Raw genomic sequence first — 21,210 nt, 5'->3', positions numbered from 1 at the left:
ATTGTAACATAACTATTCTAGCTTGTATTGTGTTCCATTCGCAACCGTTTTATCAACGGTTTCATCGCTTTTCCTAACATATTTCGCATGTTTTTGTCACTTGTGATCCACTGACTAGCCCAAGTATACTGTAATCGTTTGTGCAAATCTATATATGGCAACTTAACTATTGGCGCTTCTGGAAAATAAGAAAGCCATTGGTGTTCATAGCCAAATCTACTCCATTTGTTCGCAACAAAACTTATAGTTCGCTTTGGCAGCTGAGATAACATACTTTCAACTATTTCTAGTCTATCATTTGACCATGTAGACAAAAACGGATCAGCAACGACAACAATATGATCTGCTTTGTCCATCCAATAGTTCCACAAATTACCTTGTTTTCTATAGGACAAATCTACTATAACTGTAGCATGACGATATTCCATTAATTTACTTATCACCATCTGTTGCTGCAATTCATCGACTATAGAACGATAATTTGCGATCCGATTACTTTCATCCTCCATATTTACGCTTTTCACAAAATAATCAATCGACAAATTGCTAGCTCGAAACAACTGATACGGTTGATAGCCATTACCATGACTTATTTGCAATTTATAATTTCCTACCGCTAACTGCGATTGTAACACTTCCTCTCCGCCGTCAATTATGGTGACCTTTCTATCAACTGCCAACAATTCACTCAATAAGTGTGCTACAAATGTTGCTCCTGCACTTTTATTTAACGAAGTTATAACGATGATATAAGGTTGTTGTATGATGTTTGTTCTATCGTTCTCTCCCTGAGCAAGAGCGGAAGGCAACCGTTGTTGCAGTTGTTTCAGTTTGCGATAAGTGTCATCGATCGAAGCAATCCGAAGCTGTCTATTATTAACCATCAGTTCGTCTACTATGTTGTAAAATTCATTGTGCACTTGTTTTTCCCTAAGTAAATTGTGAGCTGTATTAGAATCAGTACCTATTTCCTTGTAATAGAAAGATAACAACCAACGTAGTACTGCTCCTACACTATAAATGTCAACACCAGTATCTATAGCTGTGTAAGCTTCATCATTGTTGGTTTGATATTGTTCAGGTGCAGCAAAACCGAGCGTACCGAAAAACGTCGTATCAAGCATCTGATTTGTTTCCAATGGCATGGCAATTCCAAAATCAATTACACTGATTTTCCCACGTTCATTCATCATAATATTAGATGGTTTCAAGTCACGATGCACGATAGGAATCGGTTGTCGATGCAAATAACTAATGACATTCGTTAGTTGTTCAGCAATTTGTAAAAGCAACCTATAATCTATCACTAATTCAGTTTCCATCCATTGCTCTAATGTTTTGCCTTCGATAACATTTAATATGATCCATGCTAAAGGTGGTGATTGTTCATAACTATAATCATATACAATAGGTAGCGCATCATGCTGTAAAGAGGCTAACAGCCTAGCTTCATTAACTATTTGACCGATATACTCGTGATCAGTACTTATTTTCATTATCCGTTTTATGCGATGGAACTGTAAATCACTGACTTCTAGCACATAGCTGCTATGACCATCCGCTATTTTCCGAATACATTCATATCGGTTCATTATAATATCTCCCGACTTTATTTCCATAACTATCCCTCACTTTCATTGTTTAAATAAAAAGAGCATTCTGATGAATTAGTGGAACACTAATTCATCAGAATGCTTTTCTGCTTACCTTTATACTATTTTTTGCGTAAAAATAATGTAATCTCATCTCTATTATGGAACAACTGTTTTGCTCTTTCCAAATGAAACTCTGCTTGTAGGCGGTTTATTACTTCTTTTATCGTTTGAAGTGGTTTTTTGTGCATTAATTTAATCGTAACAATGACAATGGCTGACGGCTGAAGTGCTCCTTCTAATTGCAGTATTAATCGACTCATCAGAAGAGGGCTCCAGCTCATATCACATACTAACAAGTCATAATGATTCGATGGAAATTTCACGTCATTCGCATTTTTCTTCAAATAGGTTAACGCTGGGTGTTGACGGATCGATTCATGAAGCTCGGCAGGATCAACCGCAGTGACCGTTAAGCCCCGCTCCAATAATAATGAAGTCCATCCTCCTGGTGCTGCACCAATATCTAACGCCGTATGATAACTACTAAAATCTAAAGAAAATATACGCTCTGCTTCGAGTAGTTTAAACTTTGCACGAGAGATTTGATTTTCTTCTCGTTGAAAACGAATCGCTCCACCCGGCCAATCAGATAACATCTCTGTTGGAGTAGCTACCCCTATATAAACCTGTTGCTTAGACACATAGACACTAACAATCGTTTGTGGGCTGCTCATCGTCAGCGGAATATTCCGCTCTACTAATATCGCATCTATAATAGCTTTCGTGTCCACAATCGAATACGTATATATACTGTCTTTGTCAATCCGTACATGAACTGCAGTTGTACAATTAGGTTGCAATAATGCGCTGTATCGTACCGTTTCTGCTATCTGTTCAATATCCTCAACGTTGCCCATTAAAGTAAACTGATTCGTAACAGGCTGCAAATGACGTACAAAAATAGGTGGCTGCTGTACGATCAAATCATTTAGTTGTTCGATGGTTAGGTCAGTAGTAAGGTGGCAGACCGTTCCTATTTCTAATGGAGTAAAACTAGCGTCCGGAATAAGACGTCGTAATTCTTCCATTGCATAATGAATATAATGTTGATTAGCAGTTACGATCCATTGATTCACAATCCAATCCTCTTTCGTGGCAAAGTTTATAGTTAAACAATTTAACCATTAGCTGCAACATGAGATAAAATAGAAGAAGGCATCGCTCCTCCGTATAACTTCGTCGTTTCAGGAATGTGTTTAACAAGCAAATCATACATTTGAATTCGACCAGCAACACTGGATGTATGCAAATAAATACTACGTGGAAACCTTCTCATTGCAATCATATGTCTAACAACTTCGATACCATGGGGTTCTCCCCAACCGAGATCATAATCCAACGACAAAATATCTATTGCATTATCGTCAATTAACATGTTGCATTCTTCTACATTTTTCGCCAATACAAAACCTTTGGGACATGAACGAAAATCATCCAAGTAAACGTGAATCACCGCGACACCTCCCTTCTATTTACCATAACAATGTTAATGTTTTACTTAAATTACTAAAAATTAATTAGTCGGTTGACAAGTATGACAAAGATACGTTTTTTTACGAGCAATTACTTTCTTAACAATCGGCTGTTTACAATTAGGGCACGCTATACCTTCGCGCTCAAATACTTGCAAATGCTCTTTGTATTGATCCAAATTACTTGTTGGCTCATATACTGGACAATCCAATGCAATGTAGTGATCAACTGCTTGTTTCAACACATTTCTTGTTGCCTCGTACAATGATTCCCATTGTTCTGACGTAAGTTCGTTCATTTTATAAGCAGGAGACAATCGAGCAGCGAACGCTATTTCATCACTATATTTATCACCGATTCCAGCAATTAGTGTTTGATCTAAATAAGCTGTTTTTATTGAACTCCGTTTCTGCGCAAAAATTTGTTGCATTCTCTCTAATGTGAAAGAGCGATCAAGTGGATCTAATCCAAGTGGCTTAAACTGTTGCTCTGCTTCTCTAACCGATATTAACTGTATTTGCTCAACAGAAATATTTTGTAATTGCAATACTTGATCTGAAAAATGAACATTTAATGACTTAGGCTTTTTGTCACGTAGTTCTTTAGTCGAAATAATGGAAATAGCTGTGTCATTGTTTAATTCTATTACAAAACGTTGACCGTTATCTAAGTGAAATGACAGATACAGTCCTCTACGTTCAATATGCCATACAAGAACACCTTGTATTTGCTTGATTATCCCTGTTAATTGCTTGTGCATTACTTTATCTGGCGTGCTAATATGCTCTATAGTTTTGCCGGAAAGTTGACCGGCCAATATCATTTTCCAATATTCGATTTCTGGCAGTTCGTACATAGGTTCTCTAGTTCCCTCCAATAATTCTGTTAGTCGTTCTTCTATCTATATGCTATACTTCTAACCATTGTTTAAGCTCAAGTAAATTATTATAAATTTCATGCGGTCTATATCCCGCATCTTGAGCATAGTGTTCATAATTTTCTGGTGTGGTTAATCCCGTATAAACTAATATCGTTTTACAACCAGCGGCGTAACCTGCAGCTATATCCGTAGCTAAATTATCGCCAACAACATAAAGCTGTTCCCGATTATCTACATCCATCGTTGCAATAGCAAAATCCATCAATATAGACGATGGCTTACCAATAATTAGTGGTTTAACACCAGACGCTGTCTCGATCATCGCACCAAGTGAACCAGCTCCTGGAATAAACCCATGATCCGACGGTAACAATCGGTCTGGATTGGTCATAATAGATACAGCACCATTACGTATCAATTGAACAGCCTTCGCTAATTTCTCATAAGTAAATTGTCGATCAATTCCCTGCACTACAAAATCAACTTCATCCATCGATTCGTAGTTAGATATATGTAATCCTGCTAATGCGATCGATGTATGTAATCCTTGTTCACCAACTACAAACACTTTAGCTTCCGGCTGACGTTTCGCTATATATGCGGCAGTTGCGTCTGCTGAAGTACACACATGAGAAGGTTCCGCTATTATATTCATCTCATTAAGTTTTTCTGCCACTAACGCTGCTGATAAAGATGAATTATTAGTGACAAATCGATAAGGTATCTGTTGTTTATGCATGTATGCAATTAGCTCAGGTGCGCCCTCAATTGGGTGACCACCATGATACATAGTACCATCTAAATCAATTAAAAAGCCAATCTTTGTTGTCATTTTACTATACCTCTTTCACTTCACTACAATACCTTTAACTTATTCTGTAGTCTATTCATTCTATGCCTGCATTGCTGCAACCAATTTCTTTCTTTTTCTGTTAATAAATGACTATAACGATTACTGACCAGCATTTGTTCTGCATCATTCATATATTGAAGCGCTACGGTAAAGTTCTTTTCACGGTGCTCAAAAAATTTTGCTATTTCCACGTAACATTCCAATTTTGATTCTATAGAGCTACTATTCATTATAATGACTTTCTGCCACAATAACACAGCTTCCGACCAATATCCAGCTTTCTTATGACGCGTAGCTAATAATATAAGCGCTGTTGCTGTCGAATCTTCCGTTTTTTTGGCTAAATGATACAATGGTTCCGCTAAAGAAGGTACGTTCATTTTCTCTAACCACAAGCCTGTACGAACTAATTCTTCAAATGTTGTAGGTTTAGCTGCTTTTTGCTCCTCTTGTCCGCTAAGCAATTGACCAAAACGAGTAAGCAACGTAGCAAGCGACAAAATGTCCCATTCGTTGTGACGAAAAACACCTTCTAATACGGTAGGATTTTGCTCCGCTAAATATTGAAAATATAATTGAGGAGCTAATGACCCCGGTACATCATCTACTCGTTCAATGCCCAATCGTTTCTCTTCAACATAGCTTAGTTTACATGAAGTCAGTGTATTACGCCAAACCGCCCTAGAAGGATGTAACAAGTCGATATGTTTAGGTTGCCATTGTTTTTGTCGTAAGCGGTTCATTACCATTCTATTTTGCAACAAAGGCCAATCAAAGCTTTTTCCATTATAAGTAACCAAATAGGAATAGGAGTTCATCTTATCTAACATATAAGATAGCATAGCAAACTCCTCTACGGGATGACAAATCAATGCTTGTTCGATAATAAATTGTTCTTGTGCTACATAGCCGATCGATGTCATAAACGGAATGTTCCCCGATCCACTCCCAAGTCCTGTCGTCTCCAAATCAAAGAAAAGTAATTGTTCACTTGATACTTGCTGACCGGGATCAAAGACGGTAAGTGCAGGAATAATATCTAACAATTGCTGCAACTGATAGGCACCGTGTATGTGTTCTAAGGAGTAAGCTAGTTTCCGCAACAAAAAAGATCCATGAGGCGTATTTTCCGTAAACACACCTAATTGAGCCCATACCTTACTTTGTTCGTCATTAGGCATTTTGGCAGTATCATCTACTTTAGATACCGTTTCTTGGTTGCCAGATAGTCTATTAAGCCTGCTACGCAATAAATTACTCATTTCATAGTCTCCGTTTCCTCACCAAAGATCAACTGCAATGCCAATTGTTTTCCTTGTAATCCTACTTCTTCAACGGGACCTACACAGGCAGGGCAGCCAGCTTCGCATCTACATTGTGTAAGTAACGTGTACGCTTGCTCTAATAAATCCGTATGTACCTCATACAATCGCTTACTTAAACCAATGCCGCCTGGATATCTATCATAAAAGAATATAGTAGGTTTATTCGTATAAATCGCCTTTATTTGAGGAACAACTCTTATATCAAACGGATCACACATCAAATACACTGGAGCAATATGAACTAATACGTTTGATAAACCTAGTAAAGCTGACTGTAACTGTTGTTTATTCCATTGATTTGTAACACTATCAGCAAACGAAAACCAATAACTACTCGTATGAAGCTCATCTTCTGGCAAATGAATCGGTCCAGAACCTATATTTTCGTGAGTGCGAAGTTTGATTTTTTTGAAAATAGTCGGTTTAGCATGCAGCGTTATTTCACCTAACGAACATGCTATATTACCAATGATCCGCTCTCGATCAATATGTAATACTTTTAAATCAACCGCAAGATTAGCGTCCGTGTAATAATCGACATCTACTCGTCGGACGTATGCTTTTTTCTCCTCATAATCCAGCTTCTCTACTTGATATTGTAAACCATCATGCAAATAAATAGCTTCTTCATGTATGAGCGTTGGCGCACTAAACCGATCCACTTCACCAATTACTTGATTTCGGTTCGAAACATCGATTACAACGAAATTTTCCGCAGCAGCCGTTCTAAGCGAAATATGATTGGCGGGAAATGATTGATCCATCCAAAACCACCGATCGCCCGAAGCATGTAACACCTTTTCTTCCACTAAAAATTCCATCATATCTTCCAAACGCTCTGCACCAAACTGCTCTCCTTTTACAAAAGGAAGCTCATAAGCAGCACATTTTACATGGTCAATCAAAATCAATAAATTATCAGGCTCAATTAATGCTTGCTCAGCCGGACGATTAAAGAAAAAATCAGGATTTTGTACAATATATTGATCCAAAGGATTGCTACTAGCTACCATAAACGTAACAGAACTTTCTTGTCGTCTGCCCGCTCTACCAGATTGTTGCCACGTACTAGCTACCGTACCAGGATATCCTTGAAGTACACAGGCTTGTAATTGCCCTATATCTATTCCTAGTTCGAGTGCATTCGTACTCACTACTCCTTTAATCTCTCCCGAACGTAAACCTGCTTCTATTTCACGACGTAGTTTTGGCAAATAACCTCCACGATAACCTCGAATAGTTCCTTTGTGAAGCTTGTGTCTAATGGAATCTTGCAAATAGGTAAGTAACAGTTCCACCCTCACTCTACTTCGAGCAAATACGATCGTCTGTACACCTTGTTCCAACAATTTAGTAGCTAACTTTCTAGTCTCTAGTATACTACTCCGCCTAATTCCCAGTTGTTTATTAACGACGGGTGGATTGTAAAAAATAAAATGCTTTTCGCCCATCGGGGCTCCATTATTGTTCACTAATGTCATACTTCGACCTACTAAGCGCTCTGCATGCTGTTGCGGATTATCAATCGTTGCCGATGCACAAATAAACTGTGGATTCGAACCATAAAAATGACAAATACGTAGCAAGCGGCGAATAACATTGGCAACATGACTTCCAAAAACACCACGGTACGCATGAACTTCATCAATAACAATATACTTTAAATTTTCGAATAATTTGATCCACTTCGTATGGTGTGGCAATATAGCTGCATGTAACATATCTGGATTAGTCACGACTATATGTCCAGAGTTACGAATAACAGCTCGCACTTGAGGTGGAGTATCCCCGTCATAAGTATCCGTCTTTATATCAGCTTCCATAGCTTCAATAAATTGATGTAGTTCAGCAACCTGGTCTTGCGCTAGCGCTTTTGTCGGAAATAAATATAATGCTCTTGCTTCATCGTTTTGTAAAATAGATTGTAGTACCGGCAAATTGTAACATAATGTCTTTCCCGATGCCGTTGGTGTTACAGTCACTACATGCGAGCCTGCAGTAGCCGCTTGAAACGAAGCGAATTGATGACTATATAATTGCTCCATCCCCCGATTAATCAATGCCTGCTGCAATTTTGGATGTAATTGTTCTGGTAACGGACTGACAACTGCCTCTCTGGGCGGTATCACCCTCCAGTGAGCTATATTACTCATTATTTCATTATCTTGCCGAAGCTCCTCTAACCAATCCTGTAAACTTTCACTTCTGCCTGTCCATTCATTCATCTCGTTCACCTCTATCATTCCGTGCATTCATCTAGTACTTTCATTGTACAGAATATACGTTCGTGCCGCAATCCAATATCGACAATAATATCAAAATTAGCTATACTTAAACACATCAATTAATGTCTATAGGGAAAGAAGGGATAAGTATGGCTGAAATTAAAATACGCAACACTGGTGAACGAATTACAGGCGAACAAAATGTACGCTCTTTTTTAGATACACAAGAGGTTTTGTATGAACATTGGGATGCTAGTAAACTACCTACCGAGTTACAAAACAAATTTGTACTTTCTGATGAAGAAAAGCAACAAGTATTAGCTACCTTTGACAGTGATATTCGTGATTTGGCAGCACGTCGCGGTTATCAAACGTGGGATATTATTACACTTTCTGATGAAACACCTAACCTAGATGAATTGTTGAAAAAATTCGAAAATGTGCATACACATACAGAAGACGAAGTAAGAGCAATAACAGCTGGTAAAGGTATATTTATCATTAAAGGCACCAAAGATGTAGGTTACTTTGACGTTGAGCTTGAAGCAGGAGATGTTATTTCGGTTCCTGAACACAAACCTCATTTCTTTACATTAATGGACAATCGTCAAATCGTTGCTGTTAGATTATTTATTGAAACAGAAGGATGGATTGCTCATCCATTCGCTGATCCACAATTTGAATCGAAGAACTAATCATTGTCTTAGCTTTAGTATGAGATAATAATAAACAAAAAAACGGAACTGTCCATCGATTCATACGATGATTAGCAGTTCCGTCTGCATTATTATATATATCGATTATGATTGCTCGGCTAGTATCCGTAACAATTCATTCAAATTTTCAATTTCATAAGTAGGAATGATTTCATCATTTCTGGTAGCATGATGACGATTGAGCCAAACAGAATCCATACCAACCCCATTAGCACCCAGTATATCCGTTGTCAATTTATCTCCTACCATCACACCTTCATCAGCTGTTATCTGTAGCTGCTCCATAGCATATTGAAAGATTGACGCTTTCGGCTTACCTTCACCGAATTGTCCAGATATAACAATATGATCGAAATAGGACGCTAATGTTGGAACACCACTTAGTTTTTCTTGCTGTAAATCAGGCGAACCATTCGTTAACAACAATAGTTTATACTTTCCTTTTAATTGCTCTAATACTGCATACGTTTCTTCGTAAATAATCGGTCGTTGTCTACGCTCTGCCGGGAACAATTCCGCTAGTTTCGCACCTAATTCTGCATGATCAACACCAAGTTTTTTTAAGCCATTTGTCCAAGCATCTTTTCTATATGTAGGAACAATTTCTTGCATTTTACGAAAATCTACCAAATCTCCTGCTTTAAAATCTCCCCATAATCCTTCAAAAGGGTTAATTCCGATCATTTTCGTGAATGGATAGAAATCATATGTTTCATATAGTGCACGTGCTTCCATTCGAACAGCTTCCTCTAATTTTTCTGGATCTACATCGACAACACGCGCAGCTTCCATACAAGTAGCCTCAAACGCTTCTTTAATACTACGCTCATCCCACAATAGCGTATCATCCAAATCAAATAGTACTGCTTTTTTCGTCATTTTATTTAGTCTCTCCTCAACCGTTACTTCATTATCAATGTTCCACTACGTTTACATCATTTTTCTTACCGAATTCTATTAGCTTTTGTCCCATCTGTTCTGTCGCAAAACGATTCAACACTTTGGAGTATGTCCATGCTGCACCTGTTTTTGGAGCAATAACAACAGAATCCTTTTGCAAGCGTATTTCTTTAATACCAGTTGCGTATAACGTTTTGTCACCAGTTATTCTTCTTGATTGTACAAAATCTTTCCCAATAGTCAAATAGGGTCTACGGAAAAAGAACATTATTGCTAACACTACATATGCGATAACCGTCACCCAAAACATACCATTTGCCACAAAATCAGGCTGTGCCGTAACAATAAACAAATAACCAAGTATAAACAAAATTAATAAAAATGGAATAACATAATTTCTTCCTTTAAAGACAGACTGTTTACCTTTCTCACTATACAAGCTAATAGGAGAATTTCCAGACTTTTTACGTGTTTGATTGACTTTTTGCATGTTTTTACGAACTTGACGTTCCCAAGAACGAGACATTCCCATCCCTCCATATCTTCTCTATCCATCATGCTGCAAAAAAGGACAACTACAATTAATGTAACTGACCTTCTTCTTCTTCATCAACAAACTTAATACGGTCTAATTCTTGACGCATATTACTTTTGAAATTTTGTAAATATTGTTGTCGTAGATTATCACGCTCTACCACTTCTTCCGTTGTCAAACCTGTTGCTTTCTGTTTGCGCGACAACTCGTTTATTCTTGCTATCAACTGATCGATATTCATTACTAGTAGCCCATCCTCTCACGATTTAAATACTCCATTCTACTTTTACATTTCTACCTATCCCTTGTCAAGTTTACATCCATTTAACAATCAAATTGTAACATGAATATGACGTAATTATTAGATAGCGACCTATTATCGAAAAAAAACAAAAAACAAACTATTAATGTTTTGTAAATTAGATAAATCATCATTGCAACAATTGAAAAAGAAAAGTAAAATTAAAAACAATTAATAATAACAAAAAACAACTAAAAACAAATTGTCCAACAAATTAATCCATGCTGAGAGGATGTATTAAATATGAAGAAGGATCACTACCTACTACTTACGCCAGGACCATTAACAACAACCGCAACTGTTAAAGAAGTAATGTTAAAAGATTGGTGCACTTGGGATGATGAGTATAAACAAATTGTCCAACAAATTAGAAAACAACTATTAGAAGTAGCTGAAGCTTCGGAAGAAAAATATACCGCTATTTTGATGCAAGGTAGTGGAAGTTTTGGAGTCGAATCAGTACTAGGTTCAGTTATTCCGCAATCAGGCAAACTACTCATATTACAAAATGGTGCTTACGGTAAACGTATTGAAGAAATCTGCCACGTATTGCGCATACCTTATCAATCTGTCATATTTGCAGCTAATGAACAAATCAGTGCAGAAACAGTGGAACAGCATTTGCTAGCGGATCCTTCTATCACTCACGTAGCGATGGTACACTGTGAAACAACAACAGGTATTTTAAATCCTCTCGAAGCAGTTGTAAATACAATTAAAAAACATCATAGAATTGCAATTGTTGATGCGATGAGTAGTTTTGGTGGCATCCCAATCGCAACTGAACAACTAAATATCGATTTTCTGATCAGTAGTGCTAATAAGTGCATTCAAGGCGTACCTGGATTTAGCTTCATTATTGCAAAACAGACGGAAATAGAGAAATGCAAAGGGCAAGCACGATCACTTTCCTTAGACTTATATGATCAATGGCAAGCAATGCAAGAAGATCCAGGCAAATGGCGCTTTACATCTCCTACTCATATCGTACGTGCTTTTGCACAAGCTCTATTAGAGCTGGAACAAGAAGGTGGCGTCGCGGCTAGATACGAACGCTATAAAAATAATCAACAAATTCTAGTAGACAGTATGAGCGATGCTGGATTTACCGCTTATTTGCCAAGAGCTTTACAGTCACCGATCATTACAACTTTTATTTATCCAACACATATTTCATTTACGTTTCTAGGTTTTTATAATTTCCTAAAAAATAAAGGCTTTGTTATCTACCCAGGAAAATTATCCGATGTAGAAGTATTTAGAATTGGTAATATTGGCGACATCCATGCAAATGATATTATTGAGCTTTGTGTCGCGGTTGCCCAATATAAAGGACAAGAATAACGTCGATTACTAATCTTCAACAGCAAATATATATAGTAAAGTAATAGAGCGAACCTGTGCGATTGTTACAGTGCTTCGCTCTATTGTTTTATCTTCTGTTCCACAGAGTTGTCAGAATTTTGGAATAATAAGGCGTTGTCCAATTAAAATTTCGGATGATGTTAATAAATTACGATCTTTAATCTTATGGATTAGTTGCCTAACATCTTTATTATTTGGACCATATTGCTGCGCAATTGACCACAATGTATCGCCAGCAGTCGCAAATACGACATATTCACCAACCTGTGGTTGATCCGAATATTGATCAGAAGCATTAATTGTAACTAATACAGATATAGACAAAAACAATGTTAAAACGATAATATTTATAACCACTTTAGACTGTAGGCGAGTAAACTCCTTTATATAACGAACCTTATTCGAATACTTCCTAGATTCTTCTGTTCTATTATCACCATAAATCGACTTATATGAGCTTGTATGTATGTACATTTCGTCATCTCCCCAAACATTTGTTCTATTTCGATTGTAGCACGAACGCACGTTTGGTTCAAGATAAAAATAGAATGTTTGTTCGCAAGAACTTGTGTTTGTACGAACGGCGGTTCTATGTTATAATTTATGTTAATTATGAAGAATGGAGTTGATTGTCGTGACCAAAATTTCCAAACGACAGCTGGCGATTCTCGATTTCATCAAACAAGAAGTGAAAGATAAGGGCTACCCTCCTTCCGTCCGAGAAATTGCAGAAGCGGTTGGACTACTATCAAGCTCTACGGTTCACGGCCATCTGGATCGATTAGAGAAAAAAGGATTTATTCGCCGAGATCCAACTAAGCCACGTGCTATTGAAATACTTAATCAAGAATCAGATCAAGACACTTTTACACCACTACCTGTCGTAACAGTCCCAGTAGTTGGTAGGGTAACAGCCGGATTACCGATAACTGCAACAGAAAATATTGAAGATTATTTTCCATTACCTACTCATTTCGTAGGTGAACACACTGTATTTATTTTAAACGTTATTGGAGACAGTATGATTGAGAAAGGTATACATAATGGCGATTACGTTATTGTTCGCCAGCAACAAACCGCGAACAATGGAGAAGTTGTCGTTGCTATGACAGAGGAAGATGAAGCAACTGTTAAAACTTTCTATAAAGAAAAAGATCATATTCGTTTACAACCAGAGAACGAAACAATGCAGCCCATTCGGCTTCCGAATGTGACGATATTAGGAAAAGTCATCGGTTTATTTAGAGATTTGCAATAATACACAAACACCCAGTCAACTCCCCCCTATAGTGCATAACCTATACTATATCCGCAGGGCAGGGAGGTGAAGAACAATATGTCAGCATTCGGTGGTGCACACTCAAACACAGGTTCAATTCTTGTGCTTTTCATCCTCTTGGTAATTATTTCTTGCAGCTTTGTAGGCTTCGGCAAAAACAACTGCTGCTAATATCAGCTTAAGCTAAACTTGCCGCAACAAAATAGTCTGTAAGTGATATCAGGGACCACTCCTTAGTAGCATTCATTGCTGCATTGGAGATGGTCCCTTCACCCGTTTAAGAAAAGTTTTACAATATACTTTATTTATTATTTTTCGAAACAGCAATTGCAATATATAGTAGGAGTCCAAAAGCTGCTCCACCAAGTAAGATCAAACCAAACGTGCCTAAGAATAATGATAAGTATGCAATAGCCATCCCCAAGATCATAAACCCTAATATGTTTTTCAAGAGTCTCCTCCTAGATAATTAATTTCAATTGTACTATAGCTATATAGCATAAAAAACTGTAAGATACTTTTCAACTTACAGTTAAGTTATGGTCACTTTGTGTTAAAAAAGCTTCTTTTCACAGTCATAATTTTTTATTCCAATTTTCGAAACATATGAGATTTTGTAATTTTGACCCAATTGAAATGAAATCACGAAAAGTAAAGGAATACAGTGTAGAGTACCCTGTTTCACAATTAATTGACGTGTTACATTCCCAAACTTTCATCTATCGGTTCTGGTTCTTTACGAAACAGTAACATTGTAGAATGTTTGGCACACCACAAGGAAAATAACGTGAACAGTATTCCCCAAACGAAAGCTGGCACATGCGTATAATTGCTCAGATTTGTCGCATCACCTGCTATAGAAGGATATAAAAACGACATCGATAATATCGTAAAAGAGCTAAGTACCGACTCGACTAAACATATAAAAGCAATGAGCAAATAATAGCCGTTACGCAGCCAAGATGGAGCAAAAGCATAAACTAAAATCGTGACTGCAACAAATCCTCCACTCCACATCATGCCATAGTTATTTCGTACAAATAAAAGAAGTCCAATTAAAGCTAACGAAGCAATGACAATTAAACCGGCCTTTACTTTGCGATGAGCGAATAAAAAGAACAACAAAACTGCAAACATTGCTGAGCCTGTATAACCAGCCAATGAAATTGGAATCCCCTTCCACGCACTGGCGAAGGAAGTCAGTGTGACACCGCTCTGATCGCTGAATAGATAAATATACCTCACCTTTCCAGACAGTACTAAAGTAACCAATGCATGAGACAGCTCATGGATCAATGTATCCACATTACGGAAAAAGAAAGAAAACGGGGTTAATCGAGTCAGCATAGCCGTCACAATTAAGACCGCTGCCATTTTTAGCCATGCATACATGGGTATATATACCTCCTAAGTCAAACATTGTGGATTCATCTTATCACATCTTTCATCCTTTGACGATCCACTCTCACCGACATAAAGTAAATAAACTACTCTCTAAAAAAAGAAACAAGCAACTAATTAGAAATATAAATCTTCTGTATGAAGAAATAAAAAAACTATCTCCAGAACGGTTAAGGCAACTCAAGTTTTCTGTACATATTCATAGTGAAGAAAAAATACCATCTAAAGTTTTTAATGGAGTAATAATAACAACTTCACTACTTATAGCTTTAATGACTATAGTAGTTTCCGTAGCTTCTCTTTCCCCAGAAGAAGTAAAGATATCATTTTTACAAAACTCAATTCATACTTTAGAACGATTACCTCATCTTGCATTTGCAATATTAGCAATGTTTGTAGCTGTTATGATCCATGTAGTGATAGAAGATAGCAAAAACAAATTTATAAAGAAATTTTCAGTTGTCATTGATGAGATTGAAAGGGAACTTAATTCAAGTCATCCTTCTGCAACTCAATATCTAGCTCAATCAACTTACGTAAATTGTCGACGCTTTGTATTTCGATATGGCCCTTCTGAAAATTACGAACCCATCGAGCGATAGCAGCCTTAATTATCTTGCGGTACTGTTCCTTACTCTCGATGATCCCAAGCATGATCTCAGCTTCATGCTGCTGCAGTAATTCATCTACATGCATTCGCAAATCGTAGCCACGGCTGTACATGATCTCATGCAGGGGTGTCACCCTGGTTAGCGGAGAGACGTTACTGCGTCTCTCTTTTTATTTTGTTGTGGCATAAAAAAATCCGCCCAACATCAGGCGGTTGATTCTAAATTAATTTCCCCGGTTTGTTAAAGAGACGATCAGCCAATAAATTGCATTAATAGCTGGTTGAACTTGTCACGTTCTTCCCAGAAAGCACCATGACCGCTATATTGAAATGGAACAAGTTGTGAATTTTTAATTAGCTTATTTGTTTCCTGAGCATTGATAAAGGGAACGATTTTATCATGGATGCCATGAATAATTAATGTAGGTACAAATATTTTGCTAAGATCATTGTACACATTCTCATCTCTTAGTGTAGTCATGACTGCCGCAGTCGACCAACTAGCTGCTTGTAATCCCATTTGAAAGAACCAGTCCGAGAATGGCTCCGTAATATACTGGAAAAAAAAGAGATCCGTTACTCCTTGCAACATTTTAGGACGATCATTTAGTGTTCCTGTAATGAACATATTTGCAAGTTCTTCTGGCACACTAGTCGGAGATGCAGCGTCTATAAGAACAAGCTTGGATACTCCATAACCTTGATGGCGAGCCATATATCGAATCGAGATTGCTCCCCCTGTGGAGTGTCCTGCTAATGTGAAGTTTTTTAACTGCAATGCACCTACTACTGCACGGATATCATCTGCCAATCTGTCAAAATTGTAGCCACTAAATGGTTTATCAGAGTTACCGTAACCTCTCCAGTCAATGCCTATACATCGGTACCCCATTGCTGGAAGAATATTAAAATGATATTCAAACTGCTTATGGTTTAAAGGCCAACCATGTATAAATAGTATTGTTTTACTCCCCTCTGGGTTCACATCCTCTACATATATTTTCACACCTGGTTCTACAGTAACAAAGTATCCCATGCTGTTTCCTCCGTCTAATTAAAATAGCTTTAACAATAGGATACTCATCTAAGGCAACATAGGTGATTGTCTATTCTTTGTTGATACGCGATGTCGGCTGAACCGGACTTTATTTACTAACTTTACTGCCCCGGAGCTTAATAAGAGAATCCTTAACAAACTTAACATAGCCTATATTTAGGCTGCGGGATCTACACGACGAAGCAGCACAGGTTCAATGCCAGTGGCTTCTTGGTATCGCTTTTTAATAACGACACAGAAAATAGGATCCAGCTCCATTATTCTGCAGATACGACCAAGCTGATCACAAATTATGAGGGTTCAATCCACTACCTCCGAAGAAGTCAACGACTTGGTCACCCTACTGAGAGTGTTTTTAACTCGCAACATAAAAAATAGGAGGGCATTCTGGGGGCACATTAAAAATCTAAGCCCTTCCCCAGAAAATACCCCCCAACTAAAATCCCCCAAAACCCGCACCACTACGGTACTTTTCATCAAGTTTACAACGGAAAATACTGATCTCGTTCCCATTGATGGACTTGTGTCCGATATATGTACTTGATTTAGATATGGTTGTATACCATCTGTGATACTGCATAGATTGAGCATATTCGTAAAAATGAATTAGCTATACAATGCTTCGTTCTGTTATATCGGGGGACGTTTGGGGGACGTTTCGGGGATGCTCATGCATTGCCAAAACAATTTATAATAATCAATATATAAGTCGCCAGGGATGTGATATGTTTCCATGCGTGACTCTTTTTTATTCATACGTAAATCCAAAACTTGGAACCAATTTTATTTCAAAGATCTCATGACGTGGTAGATGATACACTTCAGCACCTTTTGTGATCTTTACATATCCGCCGTCAGCATCTTCCAGAGCACCTTCGTATATGTCACCTGATTCCAGTTCTATAACAACAATTTTATCTATGTATTTGTTCATATCGAAATTCATCCCCCTTCTAATGATGAATTTCGATATAAAAATGAAAATTCCTTCTGTTTTATACGATGAATAGGGGGGAATAAAATTCAATCCTTCTAGTCATTAGCTTTTCTTTTATTTTTAGCAGCTTTTGTTATTTTACTGATAAACTTCTCTAATTGCTGTTCTTTCCCGTCGCCGCTATTCAACAACTCTGATTGTGAATCAGATTTCACTTTCCCATCCTCAATTCTCCAAATCCCATCGTCAAAATTATATGACCAATATGTTCCATCATCAGTTCTATTCAGAATTAGCAGAACTTCTTCTGATTTTTTAACCATTTTTTTACTCTCAATTGCGTTGTCCGTAGAACCATGTTGTAAATATGTTATTTCTGTTTCGTCTGTTTCTCCATACAACACTTTATCCACTCGGATGGTAGCTGGCGTAATTTGCATATTAAATTTCCTTTTGATCGGTACACCTGCATCTCTCGAATAAGTATCTCCTTCACCCAAAACAGTTCCTCGTATAATTAAATCAACATTCCAAAATTCATCTTCTAATGAAGAATTTTGAGATGATACAGCGGTATTATGCGAATCCACTATTTGTCGACTTTCTTTTTTTGCAATTCCTAATAGTCCCCCAAATACAATAGACAATGCCAATGAAACAGCAACTATTCCTACATATTTTTTATTCATAATTTCCCTCCTTCCTTTTAATATCGACTATTAACTTCACTAACATCATAAGCTGATGGAACCAGTCCACCCGCTAGACCTGCTGTCATTAAAGAAGTCGATTTCGCTGTTATGAAACTTGTGTGAGCCAAACCCATTACATGTCCAAGTTCATGCGCTATCAATGCTTTTCTTTTAGAACTTGTGATAATATTTCCATCGTTTGTGAAAATTCCTGCATAGTTAACCTCAGATCCAGTTCCACAATGTATTGTATAATCACTAACCGGTGACGCCATACAAGCTAAACCATTATCTTTGTAAGGTTGCGTCCAAGCATATCCATTACCCCAACCATTTTTATTCCAGGTACTTTTATCCACACCAAATATATCAACATTAGAAGTTGGAATAGGAGCAGTCTGAATCGTCACATTTGCGCCGCTGTTTGACCAAAGATCCAACCCTCTAGTAAAAGTGCTACCTGAATAACTAGAATGAAGGTTATCTCCGTTAACCCTCAATACAACATCACCTTGATAACTAATTGTTTTCCATTTCCACTGAAAATAGGTTGCTTGTGAAACCGAAGAAAACAAACTAAAGGAAATGAGACCAACGCACATACATGAAACAAGTAACATAAATCCCCTAAATCTCTTTTTAAACAAAATAATTCCTCCTATTCTATTTTTAGTTAATATTAACAATACCAACGTTAACGTTGTTTGGTGTAATAATCAATACCAAAATTACTAATTAGTTCCTAATAACTAACAAAATTTCCATCACATTTTATTGTTTATAAATTCACAAAGTTTGGATCAATATAGAATAGAATTAAAATATTTCACTTATTAATATAAGAATATCTAAAATGAAATAAGTAACAAACTAGAAATATACCGTTATGTAAAAAACAACTTTGCTCATCTCCATACCATATTATGTGTTATCGAAAATATACACTACTCTCCTTCTAATACCATCCAACAATCATCCATTTAAAACTTCACGCCCACTCCCCATCACAGGACAGTGGGCATTACTCTATTTATAAACTTGACATTAAAGCCGCAGGAACGCTTTCCCATTGCGAATTTTTATAATTAAAATAATTATTAATTCAGGTCAATTCCACAGACAGCATAGGCATTGGACTTTGAATTTATTAGAATGGATTTCCATCATTAATAATTATTGTAGAGTTATTATACAGAAGAGTTTTTGGTGTAGACGAAGTGTCTGTAATTCTTTTTGCACCATGTACTTCCCCACTCGCCATAATAGGACCATTATTTGTATAGATGGTTATTTTACCAAATGTGGATCTGTCTTCACATGAGTAGTTTGTTGCAGCCCACTCACCAAATGTCGCAAAATATTACACAGTTGATATCGGCGATATTGTCACTTTCGATCCAGGAACGAAATAAGACGATATCCCATTTTCATTAGAACCCACTTCATTAAATTCTGTTCCATCTTTTTTGTACAATGTAACAATAACATCATTTTCTGAGTCGGATAAGTTATTTATGTTTAAGGTAATCCCTGTAGCATATTGAACGGCATTGTTTAGCCCATAAAGGTTGTTACTTTGTATAGAAAAATATACAACTCTACTCGCAACAGGCACCGTTCCCGTTGCTGATACTGACGAAGTAAACATCAACACAGCCGTCAGCATGACCAACAAACCAAACTTCGTAAATCTTCTCTTATTCATTTTTTAATTCCCCCAATTAGTTTTGTTCAAGCTTACCCTAATAAAACCGTTAAAAACAGACTGATAATACGGATTCTTTTCCAGCAAACTAAAGGGTTAATCAAAAAATGCCCGCTAACCTGTTTAGGTCGGCGGGCATCACTCTACTTATTAATATTAACAGTCCTCGTCTTACTATCCCACTTAACACTAGCCCCCAACGCATCAGCCACAGCACGTACAGGTACATACGTAACATTGTCTATAAGCACACCTTGTTGGTCTAGCAGCTTGCCATTAACAACTACATCCACGCTGTCGCTTTGGATCGGCTATACTAAGTTAGACATAAAAATTAAGGGGTAGTAGAATAAAAGAAATAGAAGAAGGAGCGGAACTACTACCATGTCTAAAGAAAGAAGAACATTCACAGCAGCATTTAAAAAACAGATGGTTGATCTCTATGAAAATGGTAAACCTAGAGCAGCAATTGTGAAAGAATATGAGCTTACATCATCAGCATTAGATAGATGGATTAAGCAAGCGCAAGCTACAGGTTCTTTCAAAGAAAAGGATAATCGATCCGCAGAAGAAAACGAACTTATCACACTACGAAAAGAAATTCAGCAACTTAAGATGGAGAACGACATTTTAAAGCAAGCAGCGCTGATCATGGATTGATCGTAGCTATCATCCAGATTAATTGTGATAAGTACTCGGTATCAGCAATGTGTAACGTCCTACAAATTGCAAGAAGTACGTTTATTATGAAGCAAATGAACGACCATCCGAAGACGACATTATTCAAGCCAGTATTACTATCTTTCATGAAAATAGAAGGGTCTATGGCACTGGAAAGATAAAATTAAAGTTAAAAGAACTCGATTTAATTGTATCTAGACGACGAATTAGTCGGAAAGAACAAGAAACTAGTATCTACGTATACGATAGCTCAGTTTAAGCCAAGCAAGGCGGCAAGTAATGAAGATAACACGAAGAATAGCTTGAACAGAGCGTTTCAACAAACCGAAATAAAACGCGTGGTAGTCAGCGATCTCACTTATGTTAGGGTGGGTAGTCGATGGAACTATGTATGTACCCTGATCGATTTTTTTAATCGAGAAATCATAGGTCATAGTGCAGGTATTCACAAAGATGCAGCGCTTGTTTCTCGTGCATTCGCATCCATAGAAGGTGGATCGGCTATACTAAGTTAGACAGAAAAATTAAGGGGTAGTAGAATAAAAGAAATAGATGAAGGAGCGGAACTACTACCATGTCCAAACAAAGAAGAACATTCACAGCAGCATTTAAGAAACAGA

General features: G+C 37.2%; 24 protein-coding genes and 1 pseudogene. 5 read left to right on the top strand and 20 right to left on the bottom strand.

Annotated features, from left to right (window positions below; translation table 11 throughout):
- Positions 1-17: 17 nt before the first annotated feature.
- From ACFSTH_RS16945 to ACFSTH_RS16915, 7 genes are all read right to left on the bottom strand, one after another.
- Entirely contained in the window at positions 18-1,592 is a 1,575-nt protein-coding gene (locus tag ACFSTH_RS16945) for a serine/threonine protein kinase (RefSeq protein WP_377775056.1), read from the bottom strand.
- Between the two features lie 122 nt (positions 1,593-1,714).
- Positions 1,715-2,731, bottom strand: coding sequence for an SAM-dependent methyltransferase (locus ACFSTH_RS16940; RefSeq protein ID WP_377775054.1), 1,017 nt, complete (start codon positions 2,729-2,731; stop codon positions 1,715-1,717).
- Positions 2,732-2,772: 41 nt separating this feature from the next.
- Positions 2,773-3,108, bottom strand: coding sequence for a cyclic-phosphate processing receiver domain-containing protein (locus ACFSTH_RS16935; protein WP_377775052.1), 336 nt, complete (start codon positions 3,106-3,108; stop codon positions 2,773-2,775).
- Between the two features lie 60 nt (positions 3,109-3,168).
- A complete protein-coding gene (locus ACFSTH_RS16930; protein WP_377775050.1) occupies positions 3,169-3,984 on the bottom strand; it encodes a DNA-formamidopyrimidine glycosylase family protein in 816 nt (271 codons plus the stop codon).
- Between the two features lie 52 nt (positions 3,985-4,036).
- A complete protein-coding gene (locus ACFSTH_RS16925) occupies positions 4,037-4,840 on the bottom strand; it encodes a TIGR01457 family HAD-type hydrolase (RefSeq protein WP_377775048.1) in 804 nt (267 codons plus the stop codon).
- 23 nt (positions 4,841-4,863) lie between these two features.
- Positions 4,864-6,123 carry a ribonuclease H-like domain-containing protein gene (locus tag ACFSTH_RS16920; RefSeq protein WP_377775046.1) on the bottom strand — a complete coding sequence of 420 codons (1,260 nt, stop codon included), beginning with the start codon at positions 6,121-6,123 and terminating at the stop codon, positions 4,864-4,866.
- On the bottom strand, positions 6,120-8,411 hold the full coding sequence (locus ACFSTH_RS16915) for a DEAD/DEAH box helicase (protein WP_377775044.1): 2,292 nt from the start codon (positions 8,409-8,411) through the stop codon (positions 6,120-6,122). The genes ACFSTH_RS16920 and ACFSTH_RS16915 overlap by 4 nt, the downstream gene beginning before the upstream one ends.
- A 149-nt stretch (positions 8,412-8,560) precedes the next feature.
- Between ACFSTH_RS16915 and ACFSTH_RS16910 the strand changes: the two genes are divergently transcribed.
- Positions 8,561-9,106, top strand: coding sequence for a 1,2-dihydroxy-3-keto-5-methylthiopentene dioxygenase (locus tag ACFSTH_RS16910; protein ID WP_377775042.1), 546 nt, complete (start codon positions 8,561-8,563; stop codon positions 9,104-9,106).
- Between the two features lie 105 nt (positions 9,107-9,211).
- Here ACFSTH_RS16910 and ACFSTH_RS16905 read toward each other — a convergent pair whose 3' ends face one another.
- From ACFSTH_RS16905 to ACFSTH_RS16895, 3 genes are read right to left on the bottom strand one after another with little or no spacing between them, the layout of a single operon-like run.
- Positions 9,212-10,006: an HAD family hydrolase gene (locus ACFSTH_RS16905; RefSeq protein WP_377775040.1), complete on the bottom strand. Its 795-nt coding sequence runs from the start codon at positions 10,004-10,006 to the stop codon at positions 9,212-9,214.
- 34 nt (positions 10,007-10,040) lie between these two features.
- Positions 10,041-10,553 carry a hypothetical protein gene (locus tag ACFSTH_RS16900; protein ID WP_377775038.1) on the bottom strand — a complete coding sequence of 171 codons (513 nt, stop codon included), beginning with the start codon at positions 10,551-10,553 and terminating at the stop codon, positions 10,041-10,043.
- A gap of 55 nt (positions 10,554-10,608) precedes the next feature.
- Positions 10,609-10,803 carry a DUF896 domain-containing protein gene (locus ACFSTH_RS16895; RefSeq protein WP_377775036.1) on the bottom strand — a complete coding sequence of 65 codons (195 nt, stop codon included), beginning with the start codon at positions 10,801-10,803 and terminating at the stop codon, positions 10,609-10,611.
- Positions 10,804-11,106: 303 nt separating this feature from the next.
- Here ACFSTH_RS16895 and phnW point away from each other — a divergent pair, with 303 nt between their 5' ends.
- On the top strand, positions 11,107-12,207 hold the full coding sequence (phnW, locus tag ACFSTH_RS16890; RefSeq protein ID WP_377775034.1) for a 2-aminoethylphosphonate--pyruvate transaminase: 1,101 nt from the start codon (positions 11,107-11,109) through the stop codon (positions 12,205-12,207).
- A 111-nt stretch (positions 12,208-12,318) separates the two neighbouring features.
- Here the strand turns inward: phnW and ACFSTH_RS16885 are convergent, their stop codons facing one another.
- On the bottom strand, positions 12,319-12,702 hold the full coding sequence (locus ACFSTH_RS16885) for a LysM peptidoglycan-binding domain-containing protein (protein ID WP_377775032.1): 384 nt from the start codon (positions 12,700-12,702) through the stop codon (positions 12,319-12,321).
- A gap of 160 nt (positions 12,703-12,862) precedes the next feature.
- Here ACFSTH_RS16885 and lexA point away from each other — a divergent pair, with 160 nt between their 5' ends.
- Positions 12,863-13,486 (top strand): transcriptional repressor LexA, encoded by a 624-nt coding sequence (gene lexA, locus ACFSTH_RS16880; RefSeq protein WP_377775030.1) that lies wholly within the window; start codon positions 12,863-12,865, stop codon positions 13,484-13,486.
- 322 nt (positions 13,487-13,808) lie between these two features.
- Here lexA and ACFSTH_RS16875 read toward each other — a convergent pair whose 3' ends face one another.
- The 9 genes from ACFSTH_RS16875 to ACFSTH_RS16835 form a co-directional block, all read right to left on the bottom strand.
- Positions 13,809-13,958 (bottom strand): hypothetical protein, encoded by a 150-nt coding sequence (locus ACFSTH_RS16875; protein ID WP_377775028.1) that lies wholly within the window; start codon positions 13,956-13,958, stop codon positions 13,809-13,811.
- A 248-nt stretch (positions 13,959-14,206) separates the two neighbouring features.
- On the bottom strand, positions 14,207-14,899 hold the full coding sequence (locus ACFSTH_RS16870) for a M50 family metallopeptidase (RefSeq protein WP_377775026.1): 693 nt from the start codon (positions 14,897-14,899) through the stop codon (positions 14,207-14,209).
- A 495-nt stretch (positions 14,900-15,394) separates the two neighbouring features.
- A complete protein-coding gene (locus ACFSTH_RS16865; protein WP_377775296.1) occupies positions 15,395-15,604 on the bottom strand; it encodes a hypothetical protein in 210 nt (69 codons plus the stop codon).
- A gap of 167 nt (positions 15,605-15,771) precedes the next feature.
- Positions 15,772-16,554, bottom strand: coding sequence for an alpha/beta fold hydrolase (locus ACFSTH_RS16860; protein ID WP_377775024.1), 783 nt, complete (start codon positions 16,552-16,554; stop codon positions 15,772-15,774).
- A gap of 769 nt (positions 16,555-17,323) precedes the next feature.
- Entirely contained in the window at positions 17,324-17,509 is a 186-nt protein-coding gene (locus tag ACFSTH_RS16855) for a hypothetical protein (protein ID WP_377775022.1), read from the bottom strand.
- A gap of 98 nt (positions 17,510-17,607) precedes the next feature.
- Positions 17,608-18,201, bottom strand: coding sequence for a hypothetical protein (locus tag ACFSTH_RS16850; RefSeq protein ID WP_377775020.1), 594 nt, complete (start codon positions 18,199-18,201; stop codon positions 17,608-17,610).
- 17 nt (positions 18,202-18,218) lie between these two features.
- On the bottom strand, positions 18,219-18,851 hold the full coding sequence (locus tag ACFSTH_RS16845; protein WP_377775018.1) for a hypothetical protein: 633 nt from the start codon (positions 18,849-18,851) through the stop codon (positions 18,219-18,221).
- Between the two features lie 713 nt (positions 18,852-19,564).
- A complete protein-coding gene (locus ACFSTH_RS16840) occupies positions 19,565-19,909 on the bottom strand; it encodes a hypothetical protein (protein WP_377775016.1) in 345 nt (114 codons plus the stop codon).
- Positions 19,910-20,052: 143 nt separating this feature from the next.
- On the bottom strand, positions 20,053-20,202 hold the full coding sequence (locus tag ACFSTH_RS16835; protein WP_377775014.1) for a stalk domain-containing protein: 150 nt from the start codon (positions 20,200-20,202) through the stop codon (positions 20,053-20,055).
- Between the two features lie 91 nt (positions 20,203-20,293).
- Here ACFSTH_RS16835 and ACFSTH_RS16830 point away from each other — a divergent pair.
- Positions 20,294-20,545 (top strand): annotated as a pseudogene (locus ACFSTH_RS16830) (transposase); the annotation flags it as partial.
- A gap of 233 nt (positions 20,546-20,778) precedes the next feature.
- Complete coding sequence (locus ACFSTH_RS16825) at positions 20,779-21,105, top strand: hypothetical protein (protein WP_377775010.1); 327 nt, start codon at positions 20,779-20,781, stop codon at positions 21,103-21,105.
- Positions 21,106-21,210: the final 105 nt, after the last annotated feature.

It is taken from the genome of Paenibacillus yanchengensis (assembly GCF_042684845.1).
Lineage (GTDB): Bacteria > Bacillota > Bacilli > Paenibacillales > Paenibacillaceae > Pristimantibacillus > Pristimantibacillus yanchengensis.
Note: the sequence above shows the minus strand (reverse complement) of the source record. Positions and strands in the feature narration are given on the sequence as shown.